Origin of the sequence: Nocardioides pantholopis (genome assembly GCF_003710085.1) — a bacterium.
GTDB classification, from domain to species: Bacteria; Actinomycetota; Actinomycetes; order Propionibacteriales; family Nocardioidaceae; genus Nocardioides; species Nocardioides pantholopis.
On the sequence record NZ_CP033324.1, the window covers coordinates 1873793 to 1893118 of the forward strand.

Below are 19326 nucleotides of genomic sequence, written 5' to 3' on the forward strand. Positions count from 1 at the left end.
GGTCGACGCGTCGCGGATCTCGTCCCGGGCGTCAGGCGGGCGGGACGCCCAGGACTCCTCGCACTGCTCGCTCCAGCAGCTCGACGTCGTACGGCGGGCTGTCCGCCACCTCGATGCCGACCGACTCCAAGATGGCGAGGAAGGCCCTCGCCATCAGGCGGGCCGGGGGACCGGCGGGGATGGAGCCGTCGCTGCGCGCGGCGGTGACGAGGTCGGCGCACCCGGCCTCGAGGACGTCGTAGGTCCCTGCCATGGCGCGCCCGACGGGGTGATCCTGCCCGGTCAGCTCGACCCTCAGGGTGAGGATCACCCGGGCCCCCTCGTGCTGGCGGCAGTAGCGGGCGTGACCTCTGGTCATCGTGATCAGTGCGTCCAGGGGATCGGCCTCGTCGAGGGCTGGCTGGCGCACCTCCGCGTCCCAGGTGCTTCCGACCCACTCCACCACGGCGAGCGCCAGCTCCTCCTTGTTGGCGAACAGGTGGTAGAGCGCGCCGCGGGTGTACCCGGCGTCCCGGGCCACCTGCTCCAGGACCAGGTTGGCGTAGCCGTAGGTCGCCAGGCCCCGAGCCGCGGCCACGAGGAGAGCGTTGCGCGTCTTGGCGCGTCGATCGACCTGGGTACGGCGCACGACGGGTTCGCTCACGCTTCTGCTCTCGGCTCGGGGTGGCCCGAGGCTAGCCGAGACGACGGGCGGGATCCGCCGCCTGGCCCTGGTCGGCGGGCAGCGAGGAGGACCAGCACGACGGCCACCAGGAGGACTGGCAGCGGGGACGGTCCGGAGGCGACGAAGGTGATCACCACCCAGGCCCCGATGGCCCAGGCCAGGAACGCTGGCGGCGTCAGACCGCGCCGGCCCAGCCACAGCACCAGGACCCCGATCAGGATCAATGGGGGACCGAAGCTGAAGACGGAGTACCAGAACCCGGCGGCGGCGTCGCTCTGCTCGGCGTACTCATGCTCGCTCCACAGGCGCCCGTCGAACCAGGCCCCCAGGTGGTGCGGCACCGTCTCGGCCAGGCTGCCGATCGTGTGCCCGAGGCCGGCCACGGTGATGATCCATCCGGCCCACGTGGTCATGTGGCTGATCCATCGCTGTCGCCGCGCGGCCGGGGGCGCCTCGGAGCGGTCGGGGTGGGCGACGCGAGGAGGACGTCCCGGTCCCGCCAGGCGCGCTCCCACTTCCGGGTCAGCGCCGGGTAGACGACCAGGTACCGGATCGGCTTGATCGCGGTCAGGTAGATCCGGCCGAACCAGCCGTTGGCCTTGACGAGCGCCGCCATCCGAAGCTCGTACTCGCCGCTGGGCGTCGGCACCCACCCCAGGTGGCAGAGGTCGTGGACGGTCCTGTTGGCCAGCTCGATCACGCACTCGTCGGGGAGCTCGAAGACCATGGTGAACGGGGTGTGGGGCACCGGGGACCCGGCCGCCTCCTGACGGAGGTCGGCGGGGAGGCGATCCCGCAGGGACTCGACCCGCCCGGCAAGACCCGCCCGCGGCTCGTCCCAGCCGAACACCGCCCCGAGCCGCCAGCGGATCGCGAACAGGAGCCGCACCACCGGCGGATTCTGGTTGAGCCCGCCGGCGACCCGCAGCGCGTCCAGCATCACGGGGAAGTCGGCCGGTCCGGCACCCGGAGTCCGGTAGGCCCACACGTCCTCGACCTCGAAGTCGGGCGCGATCTCGTGGATCCGCCACGGACGGGTCGTGTGCTCGACGTCGGGCAGCCGGTTCGACCTCATGGCCGCCGCCGGGGTGGGTCAGGACGGCGGAGCTCCGCGTGCGAAGCCGCCTCGTCGCTCGGGAACGTTGTCATGGTCTGAACATACAAACATGCATGTACGTGGATCAACCGGTTTTCTGCGGGTGGCCTCGCGGCGTGATCGGGAGGCCTGAGCCCGTGGTGTCCTGGTCGGTGAACGGGCCCGTGCGACCACGAAGGCGCGTGCCGCCATAGGCCCGGCCTGTGGGGCGTGGGTGCTGGTGGTCATTGCGTGGGTGGCTGCGGTCCGGGGCGCGCCGGGCTGGCTGGTGGTCGCCGGGATCGGTGGCGGTCCTCGGCGGAGTCGGGGTGGCGCTCGCGCGGGTGCGGTGCTCGGCATTGCAGCGGTAGCCGCACTGCCCTCCGATGGTCCCAGCGGGGTTGTCCACAGGGGGTCTGACTGGGCGAACAGCCGATCAGAACTGTCGGTGGTCGGTGGTGTAGTAGGTCACATGACGGCAGCGTTCGCACCTCGATCCGGGCACCCGGTGGCCCGGGCGGCGGCGTGCGTGCACGAGGCGCTGGACGGGGTGGTCGATGCGCCGGTGTGGTCGCTGGACGCGGCCGAGGCGGGTGTCGCGCTGCTGGAGCTGACGTCCGAGATCGCCCGGCTGCAGGAGCTGCGGCTCCGGGTCGCGGTCCACGCGCACACGGTCGAGGTGGGTGGCGCGGTCGGCGCCACGAGTACGGCGAACTGGTGGGCGCACGAGGCCCGGCTGACCCGCCAGGAGAGCCACCGGCTGATGCGGCTGGCGCGGGCGTTGGACATCCCGCGCCACGACCCGGTCCGGGAGGCCTTGGCCGCGGGCCGGGTCAACCTGGACCAGGCGCAGGTGATCGTGAATGCCGTCGACGACCTGCCTGGCGATCTGGTCGACGAGGACACCCGGCTGCGGGCCGAGGAGTTCCTGCTCGGGCAGGCCCGCCACCACGACGCGATCGCGTTGCGCCGGCTGGGGAAGCGGCTGGTCGAGGTCATCGCCCCCGAGCACGCGGACGCCGTCGAGGCCGCGCGGCTGGAGCGGGAGGAGGCCGCCGCCCGTGCTGCGGCGAGGTTGACGATGTCCGACGACGGGCACGGGAAGACCCACGGCCGGTTCACGATCCCCACCCACCATGCAGCCATGCTCCGCACCGCCCTGCTGGCGATCGCGGCCCCGAAGCACCAGCAGGCCGTGAACGGAGCTGGGTCCGGTGAGCGGCGGCCGGGTCCGGAGCGGATGGGTCAGGCCTTCTGCGAGTACCTAGAGCGTTACCCGACCGACCGGCTCCCCGACGCCGGCGGCGTCGCCGCCACGATCGTGGTCACGATGGAGATGGAGTCGCTGGTCGGCGGCCTGCGGGCCGCGCAGCTGAGCACGGGCGAGACCATCTCCGCCACCGAGGCCCGCAGGCTGGCCTGTCAGGCCGGGATCATCCCCGCTGTCCTCGACGGTCAGGGTCAGCCCCTCGACGTCGGCCGCACCCGGCGGCTGTTCACCAAGGCCCAGCGCATCGCGATGGCACTGCGCGACGGCGGCTGCACCGCCGAAGGATGCGACCGGCCACCGGGACTGTGTCACGGCCACCACGTCATCCCCTGGCACTTCGGCGGTGGCACCAGCCTGACCAACGGCCGGCTCCTCTGCCCCCGCCACCACGCCCGCGCCCACGACCCGGCGTACGAGACCAAGACCCTGCCCGGCGGGAAGGTCGCCTTCCACCGACGGTGTTAGACCGCGATTCGTGGCCGCACCGCGTCAGGTGGCCGAGTCCCGTTCGGCGGGCAGGGGCCGCTCGATCGTCAGCAGGAACGCGCGCAGTCGGCGCAGCTGGACAAGGAGGCGAGCCGCTGAGAGCGCGCCAGGCCCTCGCCTACGGCGGCCGACCCGCCTACGCTGACCTGGTCGTTCGGAGTCGTCTCGGGCCCCGGCGTTGTCGATGGGAGATCGGGATGACAATCCTGGAGGCAAGCACCGGTGCGGTCGTCGTCGGGGTGGACGGCTCCGAGGCCGGGGACCAGGCGCTGGACTGGGCGGCCGAGCAGGCCGCCCTGGAGCGCCGGCGGCTGACCATCGTCCACGGCGGCGTCGTCCAGATGCCGCCGGGCGCCGAGCTCGACCCGGCGCTCCTGCTCACCGCGATGCGGCGGGAGGGGCACGCCGTGCTGGAGCGCGCGGCGCAGCGAGCCAGGGACGAGCACGACCTGTCGGAGGTCGCCACCGAGCTCGTGATGGACGACGCGCGGGCCGCGCTGCTCGAGGCGTCGTCCGTGGCTCATCTGCTGGTGGTGGGCTCGCGGGGCCGGGGTCCGGTCACGAGCCTGCTGCTGGGATCGGTCGGCATCGCCCTGTCCCAGCACGCCCGCTGCCCGGTCGTCGTACGCCGTCCGCACGAGCCCCGGCCCCCGGGGGCCGAGATCCTGGTGGGGACCGACCTGACGGAGAACTCCGAGGCGGCCCTGGAGTGGGCCTTCCGGCAGGCCGCACTGCGCGGGTCGCCGCTCACGATCATCCACACCCTCTTCGAAGGGCTGCCGGAGGGGGACATCCCTCCCGAGGTGTCCGGCCACGCGCAGGAGTGGGCGCGGCTCCAGGAGATCGCCGACCGGTTCGCGCCGCGCTTCCCCGACGTCGAGGTGCAGCTGCGGCTGCGACGGGGGCTGGCCGACGAGGCGCTGACCCAGGCCGCGGCCTCGGCGGACATGGTGGTGCTCGGCGCCCACGTGCGACGCTCGATCTTCGGCCTGCTGGACCTCAACGTCCCCCGGGGCGTCCTCGAGCACGCCCCGTGCCTCGTCGCCGTCGTCCCGGCGGCCCGGACCTGACCGGGAGCGTGGCGGGGGTTCCGACAGGCTCAGGAGCCGGGGAGCCCTCGCGGCTCGACCGCCGCGCGATCACCCCAGGCGGGCCGCGAGCCGGGTGGCGTTCATGTGGGCGATCGCCTGGACCGAGATCATCGGGTTGACCCCCGAGGAGGTCGGGAAGGTCGAGGCGTCGGCGACCACGAGGTTCGGGACCTCCCAGGTGGCGCCGTCCGGGTCCAGGGCCGAGTCGCCCGGGTCTCCGCCCATCCGCACCGAGCCCATCAGGTGCAGGGCAGCCATCGCGCAGCGGCCGGGGTCGTAGCCGCTGGCGAGCGCCTCGGCGGCGAAGGACTCCAGGGTGCCGCGGCGGCCCGGCTCGAAGCCGGCGCCGGACTGGTGGCCGGAGAAGACGGTGTGGGCGCCGGCGGCCTCGGCCAGCCGCGCCGCCCCGACGACGCCGTGGTGCAGGTGCTCCCGGTCGCGGGCGGAGAGCCGGTAGCGCACGACGGGCTCGCCGTCCTTGCCCACCTCGACCCGGCCGGAGTCGCGGTCGCGGGTGATCACGCCGATCACGCCGGCGTGCGGCAGCTGCCGCATCATGTCGAGGTGCTGGCGACCGCCACGCCAGTTGAGGAAGGCCAGGGCCGAGGCCGGGTTGGACGGCCCGGTCTCGTAGATGACGCCGTACCCCTCGCCGTCGAGGTCCGCGTGCTCGTCGCAGTAGCGCGCCTGGAGGGTGCCCTCCCAGGGGTTCACGACCTCGGGATAGAGCGCCCAGACCGCGGTCGCGGGGTGGAGCCGCAGGTGCCGGCCGATGTTGGGGTTGGTGAGGCCGGATCGGCGCAGCAGGGCCGGGGTCTGCAGCGAGCCGCCGGCCGCGACCACCGCCCGGGCCCGGACCGTGAGCGTGTGCCCGTCCGGCCCGACGGCCTCGACGCCGGTGGCCCGACCGGCCTCGACGAGGACCCGCCGCGCGCTGACGCCGACGTGGATCCGGGCGCCGTTCGCGGCCGCGTCGGTGAGCCAGGTCTTGGTGGTGGACTGCTTCGCACCGAGCCGGCAGCCGTAGCCACAGCGACCGCAGTCGATGCCCTGGTCGCAGCCACGGACGTTGCGCGGCATCGAGTCGACGTGCCAGCCGAGCGCCTTCGCGCCGCGCTCGAGCGCCTCGTCGCGGGCCGAGGCGAGGTTGTGGTCGCGGTTCACGCCGAGCCGGTCGGTGACGGTGGCGAGGGCGGCGGCGTACTCGTCCCCGGCGAACTGGTGGGCGCCGAGCGCGGCCCACTCCTCGCGGACGTGGTCGGGCGTCGCGAAGCTGGTCGTCCAGTTCACGACCGTCCCGCCGCCCAGGCAGGCGCCCTCCAGCAGCGAGAGCTGCCCCTCCGCGGTCGCCGTCGGGCCGCTGGCGTAGAGCCGGGAGAGCCCGGAGAGCTCGCCGCCGTCGAAGTCGGCGTCGTCGTAGTACTCACCGCGCTCGAGCACCACCACGTCGAGGCCCGCGCCTGCCAGCACCGCGGCCGCCGTGCCGCCGCCGGACCCCGAGCCGACCACGACGACGTCGCAGTCGATGGTGGCGTCGGCCGTCACCCGCTGGACGGCGAGGAGCGGCGGCGGTGCGTCGGCGCGGGTGCCGAGCGGGCCGGGGTAGCCGATCGCGTCCCACACCGGGGAGTGCCCGGTCGGCCCGGGTGCGAGGTAGTAGCCCAGGGTGGCCGCCCCCTTCAGGGCGCTGAACGCCGTGCGGCGCAGCGGCAGCCGGGACTGCGACATCGCCACCAGCACGGCCTCCCGGTCGGCGGGGGAGCGGGAGGAGAAGGTGCGCGGGCTGCCGGTCAGTGCTAGGCCGCCGAGCCGGGTGTCCCACAGGTCCAGCAGGCGCAGGAAGGTCTGGCGCTCGGCCGGGCGCGGATTGCCGGCGACCAGCCCGGCCACCACCTCCGGTACGCCGAGCGCGCTGGCCGCGGGAACGGCGCCGTCACCCGGCGCGAAGGTGTCGCAGATCAGGCGCAGGACGCCCGCCTGACGCTCGCTGAGCTCCATCGGACCGTGGGCCACGGGGCACCTCCAAGGCGGCGCGTGCGTCGACGGTCGACATGCGCTCTGAGCCGGACCCTAGGGCGTCCGTGCTCCCCAGACCAGGGAAAGTTGAGATCTACCTCACTCTTGTGGACGCGGCTCCGCGTCCGGGGCCCGATAGATCCCGAGGCCGAGCGAGCGCTCCCAGATGCCGTTGATCGCGGCGACCATGGCCTCCTCGTCGTAGTCGGCGCGCCCGGTCAACCAGGCCATCGCCACCCGCTCGACCATGTAGGTCAGCGCGTGCGCGGTCAGCACCGGGTCGAGGTCGGGGTAGGCCAGACCCTCGCCCTGCCAGCGGCGTACGGCGTCGACCGCGCGCCCCTGGAGGTGGGCGACGATCTCGTCGCCCTGCTTGCGGACCGCCTCGTCGGCCTCGCCCACCTGGTACATCAGGTTCATCAGCCGGGCGTTGCGCCGGATCGCGCGGACGTAGACCAGGTTGACCTCGCGCAGCCGGGCGACGGGGTCGCGGTGGCCGCTGACGTGCTCCGGCGTCACCCCGGTCAGCTCGCGGACCACCTCTGCCATGACGGCCCCGAAGATCTCGTGCTTGGAGCCGTAGTACCGGTACAGCGTCCCGGACGCGACCTGCGCCTCGTCGGTGATGTCGACCAGCCGAGCCTCGAAGAAGCCGTCACGCTCGAAGATCACCCGTGCGGCCGCGATCAACCTCAGCGGCGTCTGCTCGCGGCGCGGGTCCCGGCGCCGGCGTACGGCGGAGACCTCGGGCGCCTCGGTGGACTGGGCCGGGCTGGGGGGTGTGGGCATGGATTCCTCCGGGTGTCGGCCTGGCCAGCCTAGGGCCGGGAGGGCTGCCGCCGGCGACCGGTGGTCACCGTGCTGGAAACTAAGGTTGACCTCAACCTCATTCTTACTCTACGTTCCGCTGGTGAGCCACGTCACACGGCGCGCGTGGTCGTCTCGGGATCCAGGGCCCACCGAAAGGCATCTCATGCGACTGACGCGACGTCCCACCCGACGGGGGGTGCCGGCCCTGCTCGCGGTCGCGCTCCTCCTCACCGCTGCCGCCTGCGGCACCTCGGACGACTCCGACGACGAGGCCGCGGGCGACCAGCCCACCGGCGACCCGGTCCGGATCGGGCTCTTCGACCCCTCGGCCGGCGGCTACAAGTCGCTCGGCGTCGGTGTCGGGGCGCGGGCCGGGGTCGACTACGTGAACTCCGAGCTGGGCGGCATCCACGACCGGCCCGTCGAGCTGGTCAGCTGTGCCACCGACGGCACCCCCGAGACCACGATCTCGTGTGCTAACAAGTTCGCCGAGGACGAGGTGGTCGCCGCCCTCGACGGCTTCAACACCACCTCCAGCTCGGCGATCGACATCCTCACCACCGCCGGCATCCCGCTGGTCGGCGGCATCCCGTTCGACTCGGCGACGGGCGCGGAGGTCGAGAACCGGGTGTTCTTCAGTGCCCCCCAGGCCGCGTTCCTGATCGGGGCGCTGCAGGCCTTCAGCGAGGAGGGGAAGAAGTCCGTCACGCTCGTCGCCGCCGACATCCCGGCCACCCACCAGAGCGTCGACCTGGTGCTCAAGCCGGTCGGCGCCGCCCTCGGCATCGAGGTGGAGGGGCTCTACTTCTCGCCCACCAACCCGAACTTCAACGCGATCGCCTCGACGATCAAGGAGACCGACCCTGACGTCGGCGGCCTGATGGCCGCCCCCGACCCGTCGGTGTGCACCAAGCTGGTCCAGGGCCTGCGCCAGCTGGGCTACGAGGGCACGATCTTCACCGCCGCCTGCACCGAGTTCATCGACCAGGCCCCCGCCGAGGCCGCGGGTGCCGCGCTCTACTCCTCGCACTGGCTGCCGCGGGCCGCCGACTACGCGCCCGAGGACGTCCAGGAGCAGCTGGAGGTCGCCGAGGAGGCGATCAGCGAGGAGGGCGGCACCGCCGACTTCTACGCCTTCGCCCAGCTCGGGGTCACCGCGACGCTGGCCGAGGCGCTCAACGCCTCCCCGGACGCCGCGCTCGACGGACCCACGATCCTCGCCACCCTCAAGGGGCTCGAGGCGTTCCCGTCCTTCTTGGGCCCGGAGCTGACCTGCGGCGGGGCGACCACCCCCAACTGCACCTCGCAGATGCTGCTGTTCAACGTCGACGACCAGGGCGCCACCGAGCCGGTCACGGGGGAGTGGATCACGCCGCTGCCCGACATCCTGGCCAAGATCCCCGGCGCCTCCTGAGCCGCGGTCATGGACCAGGTCCTCCAGTTCGCCGCCCTCGGACTCTCCACCGGAGCGGTCTACGCGGTGCTCGCCAGCAGCCTGGTGGGCGTGTACGCCGCGACCGGACTGATCAACTTCGCCCAGGGCTCGATCACGCTGTGGGCGGTGTGGCAGGTCGCCGCGCTGCGCTACGACGGCACCCTGGTCCTGCCGGTCGGCAGCGTCTCGCTGAGCGAGGAGGCGCTGCCGGCCTGGCCGGCGGTGGCGATCGGGGTCGCCGCCGGCGTGGTCTGGAGCCTGCTCGCCCACCTGCTGGTCTTCCGGCCGCTGCGCCGGGCCCCGGTGCTGGCCCAGGTGGTCGCCTCGATCGGGATCATGATCTTCCTGCAGGCCCTGGTCACGATCCGCTTCGACACGGCGGCGATCGCGATCACGCCGGCCATCCTGCCGCAGGGGACCGTCGAGATCGGCGAGGCCGTGCTGGCCCGCAGCGACCTGCTGGTGGCCGGGCTGGCGCTGGCGGCGGCGGCCGCGCTGGCGGCGTACTTCCGGTTCACCACGCGCGGCATCGCCACCCGGGCGGCCGCGGAGTCGGAGCGGGCCGCCCGGCTGATGGGGTTCTCCCCGGATCGGCTGGCGGCCGTGGTGTGGGCGATCACCGGGGCCGCCTCGAGCCTGGTCGTGGTGCTCGCGGCGCCCTCGATCGGGCTGGACCCGACCAGCTTCACGTTCTACGTCGTGCCGGCGCTCGCGGTGGCCCTGGTCGGCCGGCTCACCTCGGTCCTGACGGCCGCGGTGGCCGGCCTGCTGCTGGGTTGCCTGCAGACCGAGCTGTTCTACCTCGCCACCAAGTCCTGGTGGCCCGAGTGGGCGCAGGCGGGGGTCGGCGACACGATCCCGTTCCTCATCGTCATCGCGGCGCTGTTCGCGCTCGGCGGCCGGATCCCGGCCCGGGGCGCGACCGGGGAGGTGGCGATGCCGGAGGTGGTGCTGCCCCGGGTCCGCCCCGTGCTGGGCGGCCTCGTCGTGGCCGCGGTCGCGCTCGCGCTGCTGCTGACCTCGGGCAGCTGGCGCTACGGCCTGATCAGCTCGATCATCATGACCCTGCTGGCGCTCTCGCTGGTGCTGCTGACCGGCTACCTCGGCCAGATCTCGCTGGCCACGATGGCCTTCGCCGGCACCGCGGGCTTCGTGCTCTCCAAGCTCGGCACCTCCTGGGGGCTGCCGTTCCCGCTCGACATGGTGCTCGCCGTCGCCGCGGCGACGCTGGCCGGCGTACTCGTCGGGATCCCGGCGCTGCGCATCCGCGGCGCCCAGCTCGCCGTGGTCACCCTCGCCGCGGCGATCGCGCTGCAGAGCTTCGTCTTCGGCAACCCGGCGCTGACGCCGTTCGAGGGGCACCGGATCAACGACGTGGAGCTCTTCGGCGTCTCCCTCGGCGTCCGCAACGAGACCACCCTGGTGACGATGCGCTTCGCGCTCCTCGCGCTGGCCGTCGTGACGGTGCTCGCCGTCGCGCTGGTGCTGGTGATGCGCGGTGCCACCGGGCGCGCCTTCCTGGCGGTCCGCTCCAACGAGCGGGCGGCCGCCTCGGCCGGCATCAACGTCGCCGGCACCAAGCTCCTCGGCTTCGCCCTCGCCGCCCTGCTCGCCGGCGTCGGCGGCTGCCTGATCGGCTACAGCCGCGGCCAGCTGTCGGTGGCGTCGTTCTCGGTCCTCACCGGCCTGGTGCTGCTGGCGCTGACCTACGTCGGCGGCGTCACCAGCATCGGCGGCGCCGTGGTCGCCGGGCTCGTCGCCCCGCTCGGGGTGGTGCACACGTTCCTCAACACCACCCTCGAGGTCGGCGAGTACTACCACCTCGTCGCCGCCCTGCTGCTCGTGCTCACCGCGGTCGCCAACCCGACCGGCGTCGCCGGCTCGGTGCGGGCCGCGACCGCCCACCTGCGCCGCGACCGGGCTCGGCCGCCGCGCGAGATCGTCACCCAGGAGCCCGCCCATGTCGGCTGACCACCCGTCCTCGGCCGCCGAGCCGCTGCTGCGCGCCGAGGGCCTCACCGTGCGCTACGGCGGGGTGAGCGCCAACGACGCGGTCACGCTCAGTGTGGGCGCCGGCGAGGTGGTCGGGCTGATCGGCCCCAACGGCGCCGGCAAGACCACCTTCGTCGACGCCGTCACCGGCTTCACCCCCTCCACCGGCGAGGTGCTGCTGGCCGGCCGCCGGCTTACCGGTGGGCCGCACCACCGCCGCCGGGCCGGTCTGGGCCGGACCTGGCAGGCCGGCGAGCTCTTCGAGGACGTCACCGTCGCCGACAACGTGGCGGTGGCCGCCCGGACCGTCGGGCTGCGCACGCTCCTGCAGGACCTGAGCGGACGCAGCGCCCGAAGCCGGCCCGAGGAGGCCGAGGCGCTCGCGCTGATGGGGCTCCTCGACGACGCCCACCGGCGCCCCTCGGAGCTCTCGCTGGGCCGGCAGAAGCTGGTCGGCGTCGCCCGCGCCGTGGTCGGCGGTACCCGGATGGTGCTGCTCGACGAGCCGGCCGCCGGCCTGGACACCCACGAGAGCCAGCAGCTCGGCCACGACGTACGCCGGGTCGCGGACTCGGGGCGCGGCGTGCTGCTGATCGACCACGACATGTCGTTGGTGCTGGAGTTCTGCGACCGGATCTACGTCATGGACTTCGGTGCGGTGATCGCGTCGGGCACCCCGCAGCAGGTCCGCGAGGACCCGGCGGTGCTCGCGGCGTACCTGGGCGGTGTCGCGTGAGCGCCGCGCTGCGGGTGGCGGGGCTCAGTGCCGGCTACCGGGGGCTGCTCGCCGTCCGCGACGTCTCCTTCGAGGTCCCGGCCGGGACGGTCCTGGCGCTGCTCGGGCCGAACGGCGCCGGGAAGTCCACGACCCTGCTCGCGGTCGTCGGCGCGATCCGCCGCGCGGCCGGCGAGGTCTCCGCGTTCGGGCGGCCGCTGGGTCGCCGTACCGAGCAGAACGCTCGCGCCGGCGTCACGCTCGTGCCCGACGACCGTGGCGTCTTCCACCGGCTGAGCGTGGCCGACAACCTGCGACTCGCCCGGAACCCCGCCGGCCTGGAGCCGGTGCTCGACGACTTCCCGAGGCTGCGGGCGCTCTGGTCGCGCCGGTGGGCCGACGAGCGCGGCCTCGCGGTGGTCCTCGTCGAGCAGCACGTCGACCTCGCGCTCTCGATCGCCGACCGGGCGGCGGTCCTCCACCACGGCCGCGTCGCGCTGGTCGACGACGCAGCCGTGCTGCGGGCGGACCGCCGCCGGGTCGAGGACGCCTACTTCGGGCGGACCGACCCGGTCTGAGCGTCAGCCGCCCTGGGGGACCAGCTGGGTGGCGGTGGCGCGCAGCGTCCCCTTGAGGATCTTCCCGCCCGCGTTGCGGGGCAGCTCGGGCAGCACCACGAGGTCCTTGGGCAGCTTGTAGGAGGCGATCTTGCCGGTGAGGAACGCGGTCAGGTCCCCGAGCCCGAGCTCGGAGCCGGGGACCGTCGACACGACCGCCACCGGGACCTGCCCCCACCGGTCGTCGGGGCGCCCGATGACGGCGACCTCGCGGACGGCGGGGTGGGCCGCGATGACGTTCTCCACCTCGGCGCAGTAGATGTTCTCGCCGCCGGAGATGATCATGTCCTTCATCCGGTCGACGACCCAGACGAAGCCCTCGGCGTCCTGCTTGACCAGGTCGCCGGAGTGGAACCAGCCGCCGGCGAAGGCCTCGGCGGTCTCGGACGGCTTGTTCCAGTACCCCTTCATCACCGTGGGTCCGCGGTAGACGATCTCGCCGACCTCGCCGGGGGCGACGTCGTTCATGAGCTGGTCGACGACCCGGTACTGCAGCGTGGGGATGGGCTGGCCGACCGAGCCGAGCTTGCGCAGCGAGTCCTCCCCGCGCAGCACGCAGGTGATCGGCGAGGTCTCGGTCTGGCCGAAGACAGCGACGTTGAGGGCGTCCGGGAAGGCCGCGGCCATCGCCCGCAGGGTGGCGTCCGAGGCCGGGGCCGCGCCCCAGCTGATGATGCGCAGCTTGAGGTCGCGCTGGTCGATGTCGGGCTGGGCGCAGATCAGGTCCCACTGCACCGGCACGTTGAAGACCACCGTGGCGCCCTCGGCCTCGTAGGCGTCGAGCACGGCCGCCGGGTCGAAGGCGCCCAGCGGGTGGATCACCACCGTGCCGCCGACGACGAGGTTGGCCACGATCGAGCCGAGACCGGCGATGTGGAAGAACGGCGCCGTCAGGAAGCCGATGTCGGAGTCGTCGAACATCTCCATCGCCCGGATGCAGGTGAGTGCCTGCACCTGCATGTTGCGGTGCGACAGCATCGCGCCCTTGGGGTGCCCGGTGGTGCCCGAGGTGTACATGATCAGCGCCGTGGTGTCCTCGCTGACGTCGGGCAACTCCATCGGCTCCTGGCCGGCCAGGAAGTCCTCGTAGGCCAGCACGTGGTCGGCCTCGGCCCCGAGGTCCGCCTCGCCGATCACGACGACGGTCCCGATCGACGCCGAGGCCGGGGCTGCCTTGAGCAGCGGCAGCAGCAGGGCGTCGACGACGACAGCCACGGGCGCGCTGTCGGTGAGGATGTAGTCGAGCTCCGGTGGCGCGAGCCGGAAGTTGAGCGGGACGGCCATCGCGCCGAGGCTGTTGGCGGCGAGGACCGACTCGACGAACCACGGGTGGCTGAGGGTCAGCAGCGCGACCCGGTCGCCGGCACCGACACCGCGCGCCGCCAGCGCCGCCGCGCCGCGCAACGAGCGCTCCGAGAGCTGCGACCAGGTGGTCGTCTCGCCGCGATACCTCAGCGCGGGCTTGTCGGGCCGCATCGCCGCATGGGTTCCGGCGTGGGCCATCCAGTGGTTGCGGAAGGTCCAGGCGGGGGGCAGGGCGGTGGTCGACATGCTCACTCCTCGAGCTGCGTGCGCGGATTGGCGTGCTGGCCAGTATGCACAGGACCGGGCTCCAGGGGAATGGTTATGTTAATGGCGAGTCACCCTTTTGTGAACGCGCTTTCACGCCCCGGGCCGGCTCCGCGGGTCCGACCGGGCATGGTTGACTGGGGCGCCGGAGACGGGCCCAGGGGGCGCGCGGCGCGGGGAGGTGGCGGCATGACGGTCGAGGAGGTGCCGGTTCGCCGGCGCCCGCGCAACCGGCGCCAGCTGGTCGTCGACGCGGCCGGACCGGTGTTCAGCGAGCGCGGCTACCACGGCGCCTCGATGGAGGAGGTGGCGGCGAGGGTCGGCATCTCGGCGGCCGCGCTCTACCGGCACTTCCCGAACAAGTACGCCTTGTTCGTGGAGTGCGCCAACCTGATGGTGGACCGGCTCCGCGACGTCCTGGGCGAGCTGCCGGACCAGGTCGCGCTGCCCGAGCTGCTTCCGGCGCTGGCCCAGGTCACCCTCGAGCACCGGGCCTCGGGCGGGGTCTACCGGTGGGAGGCCCGGTTCCTCGACGTCGAGGACCGGCGCGAGCTGCGCGCCAAGTTCACAGCCGTCGTCGACTCGGTGACCGCGGCGCTGGAGCGGGACCTGGGCGGCACCCAGACGCGCCTGCGCGCCTCCGCGGCACTCGGGGCGATCGGCTCGATCACGCTGCACCACACCCAGATCGCCCGGCAGCGCGCCGTGGAGCTGCTGGTGGACGCCGCGCTGCGCGCCGCCCGCGTCGACCCGGCGGCGGCGCCGCGCACCGCCTCGGCGGTGCACCTGCCGGTCCGCCCGGAGCCCGCCAGCCGGCGCGGCGAGATCCTCCAGGCCGCGATCCCGCTGTTCGCCGACCACGGCTTCCGCAACGTGAGCATGGGACAGATCGCGGGCGCGGTCGGGCTCACCTCCTCGGCGATCTACCGGCACTACCCGGTGAAGGCGGAGATCCTGGCCGCCGCCTGCCTGCAGACGGCGGCGATGCTCGAGCAGGCGGCCGGGCAGGCGCTGCACGCGGTGGACGGGCCCCAGGAGTCCCTGGAGGCGCTCGCGGCCGCCTACGTGGCGTACAGCTTCGAGAACACCGCGCTGATCAGCGTCGCCGAGGCGGAGATCGTGGGCCTGCCGCCGGACCTGCGGCGGCCCGTCACGCTCGCCCAGCGCGAGCACGTCGCGCTGTGGGAGCGCCGGCTCGCGCAGACGTGCCACGGGCTGGACACGCGTCAGGTGCGGACCCTGGTCCACGCCGGGTTCGGCGTGGTGGTCGAGGCCGGCCGGCAGCTGCGCTGGCAGGACACCGACGCGAACCGGGACGCGGTCGCGGCACTGATGCTGGGCGCCCTGGGCCTCTCCGGCTGAGTCCGTGGGCGCGGCCGGCCGGCCGCGCCCCCGGACCCCGTGACGCCTCAGGAGCCGGTGGGGCGGTTCCCGTCCGGGACGGTGATCGGGGTGGTCTTGCCGTCCTTGCCCTTGTTGAGGAACGCCATGGCCAGCGCGCGGATGAACTGGTCGAACATGTAGTAGGTGACCGGCATGATCCGCACAGTCCCCTCACGGAACCCGATGTAGGTCGGCCACGCCGTGCGGATCAGGGCCTTCGCGGCATAGTCGCGTCGCAGGTGGAGCCAGTCGCCCACCTGGTCGCCCAGCATGTAGCGCACGAACTCGTTGAGGAAGCCGCGGGTGACGCCCAGGTCCACCTGCGCGGTCAGTCCCAGCAGCACCTCGGCGAGCTCGCGGCCCTCGTAGGTCGGGTTGAGGATCGGTGTGAGGATCTGCCCCGACTGGGCGTGGGCGTCGGCCCAGGTGGCGGGGATGTACTCGTCGCGGACACCGAGCAGGTGCAGGGCGACCTGCCAGGAGTGCAGGAACGCCTCCTGGTCGGCTGCGGAGCCGGCCGCGCCCCACTCGGTGAGCTTCTTGTGTGCGAAGGTCCCGGTGGAGTGGAAGGTCACCAGGATGTCGTGGTTGCTGATCGGGACGCGCTCGTCGGCCACCGCCCGCCACTGGGGCATCTGCGGAAGCAGGTGGCGCACGGCCGCGTGCACGGTCCGCGTCTTGTTGGCGGTGACCAGGAACTGCCCGTTCGGCTCGTAGCCGCCGAGCTCGGCCTGGTCGTAGCCGAAGGTGAAGGTCTTGGCGGCCCGGTCCTGCATGTCGGCACCGCCCTGGGACCAGTAGACCGACTTGGCCTCGCGCGGGATGACGGTGCTCATGATCCCGCCGCCGATGCCGTAGATCACGAAGAAGTAGGTGTCCTTGCGCCGGTTGTAGTCCGCCGCCCGCCGCAGCTTCGTCACGTCCGCCCACGACGGGAGCCGGGTGGACTGCTGGAGGAACGCCCGCAGCTCCGGCGGCAGGCCGGCCGGGACGGGGTCGTTGTTGTTCACCCAGGTGCCATAGGCCTTGTTGACCGCCGGAACCTGCTTGCTGTCGAGGATGTTGGCCATGATCCGGTCGAGCTCGTCGTCCCAGACCCACTGGGGGTCCACGCCGGCGCCGGTGCCGGCGATCGATCCCGAGGGTGCCCAGGACCACGCTGCGCCGGTCGGCGCCAGGGCGCCGGTGAATCCCAGGGCGGCTCCGAGGCTCAACACGTTCCGTCTGCTCACAGAGGTCATTTCCATGTCCGTTTCCAGGAGGCCGGACGCCTCGATGGGCGGTGCGAGACGCGGGGCTGCCGCGCTCCCATCTCCCGCTGTGGCATCCACGAGTGATGTGATTCTCCGTTAACATACGGAGCGCAACGCACGCTGGCAAGGGTGCGCTGGATCCATTGACTTCACTCCGGCGAGAGCCCTACCGTCCCCACCCTGACCTGGCGCTTCTCGGTCGGACCCGCAACGAGAGGATCGAGACAGGCATGAGCAGTGGTGTGGTGGCCCAGCGGTCGCTCTACGACGAGGACCAGGAGTACCTGCGCGAGACGGTGCGGGCGTTCGTGGCCAAGCACGCCAAGCCGAACGCCGAGCGCTGGCGCACCGAGGGCAAGGTCGACCGCTGGCTGTTCACCGAGGCGGCCCGCGCGGGGCTGCTCGGCTTCAACATCCCCGAGCAGTACGGCGGCGGCGGGATCACCGACTTCCGCTTCAACGCGGTGATCGGGGAGGAGTTCGCCCGCGACCCGGTCTCCGACGGACTGGCCTGCGTGGGCCTGTCCAGCGACATCGTGATCCCGTACTTCACCGACCTGACCAACGACGAGCAGAAGGGCCGCTGGCTGCCCGGCATCGCGACCGGCGAGCTGGTCGTCGCGGTGGCCATGACCGAGCCCGGCACCGGCAGCGACCTGTCCGGGATCAGCACGTCGGCGGTGCGCGACGGGGACGACTACGTCGTCAACGGCAGCAAGGTGTTCATCTCCAACGGGCAGAACGCCGACCTGGTGGCCACCGCCGTCCGCACCGGTCCCGACCCGCACCGGGGGCTCAGCCTGATCGTCATCGAGACCGACCGGCCGGGCTTCTCGCGCGGGCGGAACCTGGAGAAGGTCGGCCTGCACGCCCAGGACACCAGCGAGCTGTTCTTCTCCGACGTCCGGGTGCCGGCCGCGAACCTGCTGGGGGAAGAGGGCGCGGGCTTCGCTGGCCTGATGGGCAACCTGCCGCAGGAGCGGATCTCGATCGCCGCGAACTCGGTCGCCGCCTCGGAGGGGGTCCTGGAGCGGACCCTGGCGTACGTCAAGGAGCGCACGGCGTTCGGCAAGCCGATCGGCAACTTCCAGAACACCAGGTTCGAGCTCGCCGACATGGTCACCGGCGTGCGGGCCTCCCGGGCGTACGTCGACGACCTGCTGGCCCGCCACACCCGCGGGGAGCTCAGCGCAGCCGACGCCGCGGCCGGGAAGTTCTGGTGCACCGAGCAGTACGTCGACGTGGTGGGTCGCTGCGTGCAGCTGCACGGCGGCTACGGCTACATGCTGGAGTACCGGATCGCCCACGACTACCTGGACTCGCGCATCTCGACGATCTACGGCGGCACCACGGAGATCATGAAGGAGATCGTGGGACGGGAGCTGGGGCTCTAGCGGTCGTGGCGCGCCGGCGTCCCGGCCGGTCAGGGTGGGCGGCGTGGGCTGCGGAGGGCGGCGGGGTGTGGCCCGGACGCCAGGTCGCGGAGCACCTGGCTGAGGACGCGGCGAGGGGACACCGGGAAGACGACCTCTCTCCGAGCCGACATGAGGAGTGCCCGTCATGTTGCACAAGAAGGACTCGATCCGCGGCGACCTCGAGGACGATGTCTTCGCCTCGACCGACCTGTCGATCGCGATGCCGAAGTACAAGTTCCCGCCGGGCGAGCAGGTCGCGCGGCACGCGTACCAGGTGGTGCGCGACGAGCTGATGCTCGACGGGAACTCGCGGCAGAACCTGGCGACGTTCTGCCAGACCTGGGTGGAGCCCGAGGTCGACGACCTGATGACCGTGTCGCTGGACAAGAACATGATCGACAAGGACGAGTACCCGCAGACCGCCGAGCTCGAGGCGCGGTGCGTGCACATGCTCGCCGACCTCTGGAACAGCCCGCAGGCGGCGAACACGATGGGCACCTCGACCACCGGGTCGAGCGAGGCCGCCATGCTCGGCGGGATGGCCCTGCTGTGGAAGTGGCGGGAGCGTCGGCGGGCCGAGGGCAAGCCGACCGACCGGCCCAACCTGGTCACCGGTCCGGTCCAGATCTGCTGGCACAAGTTCGCCCGCTACTGGGACATCGAGCTCCGCGAGATCCCGATGCAGGGCGACCGGCTGATCATGAACGCCGAGGAGGTGCTCGCGCGGGTCGACGAGAACACGATCGGGGTCGTCCCCACCCTGGGCGTCACGTTCACCTGCCAGTACGAGCCGGTGGCGGACGTGGCGGCGGCGCTGGACAGGCTCCAGGAGGACACGGGACTCGATGTCCCGATCCACGTCGACGGCGCCAGCGGCGGGTTCATCGCCCCGTTCGTCGAGCCGGACCTGCTCTGGGACTTCCGGCTGCCCCGCGTGAAGTCGATCAACGCCTCGGGCCACAAGTTCGGCCTGGCGCCGCTCGGCGTCGGCTGGGCCGTCTGGCGTGACGCCGCCGAGCTGCCGGAGGACCTGATCTTCCACGTCAACTACCTCGGTGGCGACATGGCGGTCTTCGCGCTCAACTTCTCGCGCCCTGGCGGCCAGATCGTCGCGCAGTACTACAACTTCCTCCGGCTCGGCAGAGCCGGCTACCGCAAGATCCACGAGGCGGGGTACGAGACTGCGCGCTACCTCGCCGACGAGATCTCCCGGATGGGTCCGTTCGATGTCGTCTACGACGGTCGGGGCGGCATCCCCGCGCTGACCTGGAAGCTGAAGGAGGGCATCGACCACGGGTTCACCCTGTTCGACCTGGCCGACCGGCTACGCACCCGGGGCTGGCAGGTGCCCGCCTACACGCTGCCCGCCGACCGGGAGGACCTGGCCGTCCAGCGCATCCTGGTCCGCCACGACTTCAGCCGCGACCTGGCCTCGCTGCTGCTCGACGACTACCGGCGCGCGATCGGGATCCTCAGGAAGCACGCCCCCAGGGAGTCGCTGACGGAGGAGGAGGCGGGCGGGTTCCACCACTGAC

At 72.6% G+C, this 19326-nt stretch carries 16 protein-coding genes; 9 read left to right on the plus strand and 7 right to left on the minus strand.

Annotated elements, in window-relative coordinates; genetic code table 11:
* Positions 1 to 31: 31 nt before the first annotated feature.
* The 3 genes from EBO35_RS08985 to EBO35_RS08995 are packed head-to-tail and all read right to left on the minus strand — an operon-like array spanning position 32 to position 1739.
* Entirely contained in the window at positions 32 to 643 is a 612-nt protein-coding gene (locus EBO35_RS08985) for a TetR/AcrR family transcriptional regulator (RefSeq protein WP_122817407.1), read from the minus strand.
* Complete coding sequence (locus EBO35_RS08990) at positions 640 to 1077, minus strand: DUF6463 family protein (protein WP_122817408.1); 438 nt, start codon at positions 1075 to 1077, stop codon at positions 640 to 642. The genes EBO35_RS08985 and EBO35_RS08990 overlap by 4 nt, the downstream gene beginning before the upstream one ends.
* Positions 1074 to 1739 (minus strand): DUF2867 domain-containing protein, encoded by a 666-nt coding sequence (locus tag EBO35_RS08995; protein WP_122817409.1) that lies wholly within the window; start codon positions 1737 to 1739, stop codon positions 1074 to 1076. Before EBO35_RS08995 ends, EBO35_RS08990 begins: the two co-directional genes overlap by 4 nt.
* 472 nt (positions 1740 to 2211) lie before the next feature.
* Here EBO35_RS08995 and EBO35_RS09000 point away from each other — a divergent pair, with 472 nt between their 5' ends.
* Both EBO35_RS09000 and EBO35_RS09005 read left to right on the plus strand, forming a co-directional pair.
* On the plus strand, positions 2212 to 3474 hold the full coding sequence (locus EBO35_RS09000) for an HNH endonuclease signature motif containing protein (RefSeq protein ID WP_122817410.1): 1263 nt from the start codon (positions 2212 to 2214) through the stop codon (positions 3472 to 3474).
* A gap of 218 nt (positions 3475 to 3692) precedes the next feature.
* Positions 3693 to 4565 carry a universal stress protein gene (locus EBO35_RS09005; RefSeq protein WP_122817411.1) on the plus strand — a complete coding sequence of 291 codons (873 nt, stop codon included), beginning with the start codon at positions 3693 to 3695 and terminating at the stop codon, positions 4563 to 4565.
* A 69-nt stretch (positions 4566 to 4634) separates the two neighbouring features.
* On the opposite strand, the gene EBO35_RS09010 is transcribed toward EBO35_RS09005, so the two are convergent.
* Positions 4635 to 6599 carry a GMC family oxidoreductase N-terminal domain-containing protein gene (locus tag EBO35_RS09010; protein WP_206422724.1) on the minus strand — a complete coding sequence of 655 codons (1965 nt, stop codon included), beginning with the start codon at positions 6597 to 6599 and terminating at the stop codon, positions 4635 to 4637.
* Positions 6600 to 6701: 102 nt separating this feature from the next.
* A complete protein-coding gene (locus EBO35_RS09015; protein WP_122817412.1) occupies positions 6702 to 7391 on the minus strand; it encodes a TetR/AcrR family transcriptional regulator in 690 nt (229 codons plus the stop codon).
* Between the two features lie 184 nt (positions 7392 to 7575).
* Here EBO35_RS09015 and EBO35_RS09020 point away from each other — a divergent pair, with 184 nt between their 5' ends.
* Genes EBO35_RS09020 through EBO35_RS09035 form a run of 4 tightly spaced genes read left to right on the plus strand, consistent with a single transcriptional unit; the run spans position 7576 to position 12132 of the window.
* On the plus strand, positions 7576 to 8826 hold the full coding sequence (locus EBO35_RS09020; RefSeq protein ID WP_122817413.1) for an ABC transporter substrate-binding protein: 1251 nt from the start codon (positions 7576 to 7578) through the stop codon (positions 8824 to 8826).
* A gap of 9 nt (positions 8827 to 8835) precedes the next feature.
* Complete coding sequence (locus EBO35_RS09025; RefSeq protein ID WP_122817414.1) at positions 8836 to 10818, plus strand: ABC transporter permease; 1983 nt, start codon at positions 8836 to 8838, stop codon at positions 10816 to 10818.
* Complete coding sequence (locus tag EBO35_RS09030; protein WP_122817415.1) at positions 10808 to 11575, plus strand: ABC transporter ATP-binding protein; 768 nt, start codon at positions 10808 to 10810, stop codon at positions 11573 to 11575. The genes EBO35_RS09025 and EBO35_RS09030 overlap by 11 nt, the downstream gene beginning before the upstream one ends.
* Positions 11572 to 12132: an ATP-binding cassette domain-containing protein gene (locus EBO35_RS09035; protein WP_122817416.1), complete on the plus strand. Its 561-nt coding sequence runs from the start codon at positions 11572 to 11574 to the stop codon at positions 12130 to 12132. Before EBO35_RS09030 ends, EBO35_RS09035 begins: the two co-directional genes overlap by 4 nt.
* Before the next feature lie 3 nt (positions 12133 to 12135).
* Here the strand turns inward: EBO35_RS09035 and EBO35_RS09040 are convergent, their stop codons facing one another.
* Positions 12136 to 13722: a long-chain-fatty-acid--CoA ligase gene (locus EBO35_RS09040; RefSeq protein ID WP_122817417.1), complete on the minus strand. Its 1587-nt coding sequence runs from the start codon at positions 13720 to 13722 to the stop codon at positions 12136 to 12138.
* 207 nt (positions 13723 to 13929) lie between these two features.
* On the opposite strand from EBO35_RS09040, the gene EBO35_RS09045 reads away from it, so the two are divergent.
* On the plus strand, positions 13930 to 15102 hold the full coding sequence (locus tag EBO35_RS09045; RefSeq protein ID WP_122817418.1) for a TetR/AcrR family transcriptional regulator: 1173 nt from the start codon (positions 13930 to 13932) through the stop codon (positions 15100 to 15102).
* A gap of 47 nt (positions 15103 to 15149) precedes the next feature.
* Here EBO35_RS09045 and EBO35_RS09050 read toward each other — a convergent pair whose 3' ends face one another.
* The gene (locus EBO35_RS09050) at positions 15150 to 16340 is read right to left on the minus strand and encodes an oxygenase MpaB family protein (RefSeq protein WP_241153939.1); all 1191 of its coding nucleotides are present in this window, start codon (positions 16338 to 16340) and stop codon (positions 15150 to 15152) included.
* Between the two features lie 266 nt (positions 16341 to 16606).
* Here EBO35_RS09050 and EBO35_RS09055 point away from each other — a divergent pair, with 266 nt between their 5' ends.
* Positions 16607 to 17770 (plus strand): acyl-CoA dehydrogenase family protein, encoded by a 1164-nt coding sequence (locus EBO35_RS09055; RefSeq protein WP_122817420.1) that lies wholly within the window; start codon positions 16607 to 16609, stop codon positions 17768 to 17770.
* 166 nt (positions 17771 to 17936) lie between these two features.
* Positions 17937 to 19325 carry a glutamate decarboxylase gene (locus EBO35_RS09060; protein ID WP_122817421.1) on the plus strand — a complete coding sequence of 463 codons (1389 nt, stop codon included), beginning with the start codon at positions 17937 to 17939 and terminating at the stop codon, positions 19323 to 19325.
* Position 19326 lies beyond the last annotated feature (1 nt).

Bases quoted from the DNA above. Each gene is read 5' to 3' on its own strand.
- EBO35_RS08990 (WP_122817408.1), bottom strand. From the start codon at position 1,077: ATGACCACGTGGGCCGGATGGATCATCACCGTGGCCGGCCTCGGGCAC.
- EBO35_RS09020 (WP_122817413.1), top strand. From the start codon at position 7,576: ATGCGACTGACGCGACGTCCCACCCGACGGGGGGTGCCGGCCCTGCTC.
- EBO35_RS09030 (WP_122817415.1), top strand. From the start codon at position 10,808: ATGTCGGCTGACCACCCGTCCTCGGCCGCCGAGCCGCTGCTGCGCGCC.
- EBO35_RS08995 (WP_122817409.1), bottom strand. From the start codon at position 1,739: ATGAGGTCGAACCGGCTGCCCGACGTCGAGCACACGACCCGTCCGTGG.
- EBO35_RS09040 (WP_122817417.1), bottom strand. From the start codon at position 13,722: ATGTCGACCACCGCCCTGCCCCCCGCCTGGACCTTCCGCAACCACTGG.
- EBO35_RS09000 (WP_122817410.1), top strand. From the start codon at position 2,212: ATGACGGCAGCGTTCGCACCTCGATCCGGGCACCCGGTGGCCCGGGCG.
- EBO35_RS09055 (WP_122817420.1), top strand. From the start codon at position 16,607: ATGAGCAGTGGTGTGGTGGCCCAGCGGTCGCTCTACGACGAGGACCAG.
- EBO35_RS09045 (WP_122817418.1), top strand. From the start codon at position 13,930: ATGACGGTCGAGGAGGTGCCGGTTCGCCGGCGCCCGCGCAACCGGCGC.
- EBO35_RS09015 (WP_122817412.1), bottom strand. From the start codon at position 7,391: ATGCCCACACCCCCCAGCCCGGCCCAGTCCACCGAGGCGCCCGAGGTC.
- EBO35_RS09005 (WP_122817411.1), top strand. From the start codon at position 3,693: ATGACAATCCTGGAGGCAAGCACCGGTGCGGTCGTCGTCGGGGTGGAC.
- EBO35_RS09025 (WP_122817414.1), top strand. From the start codon at position 8,836: ATGGACCAGGTCCTCCAGTTCGCCGCCCTCGGACTCTCCACCGGAGCG.
- EBO35_RS09060 (WP_122817421.1), top strand. From the start codon at position 17,937: ATGTTGCACAAGAAGGACTCGATCCGCGGCGACCTCGAGGACGATGTC.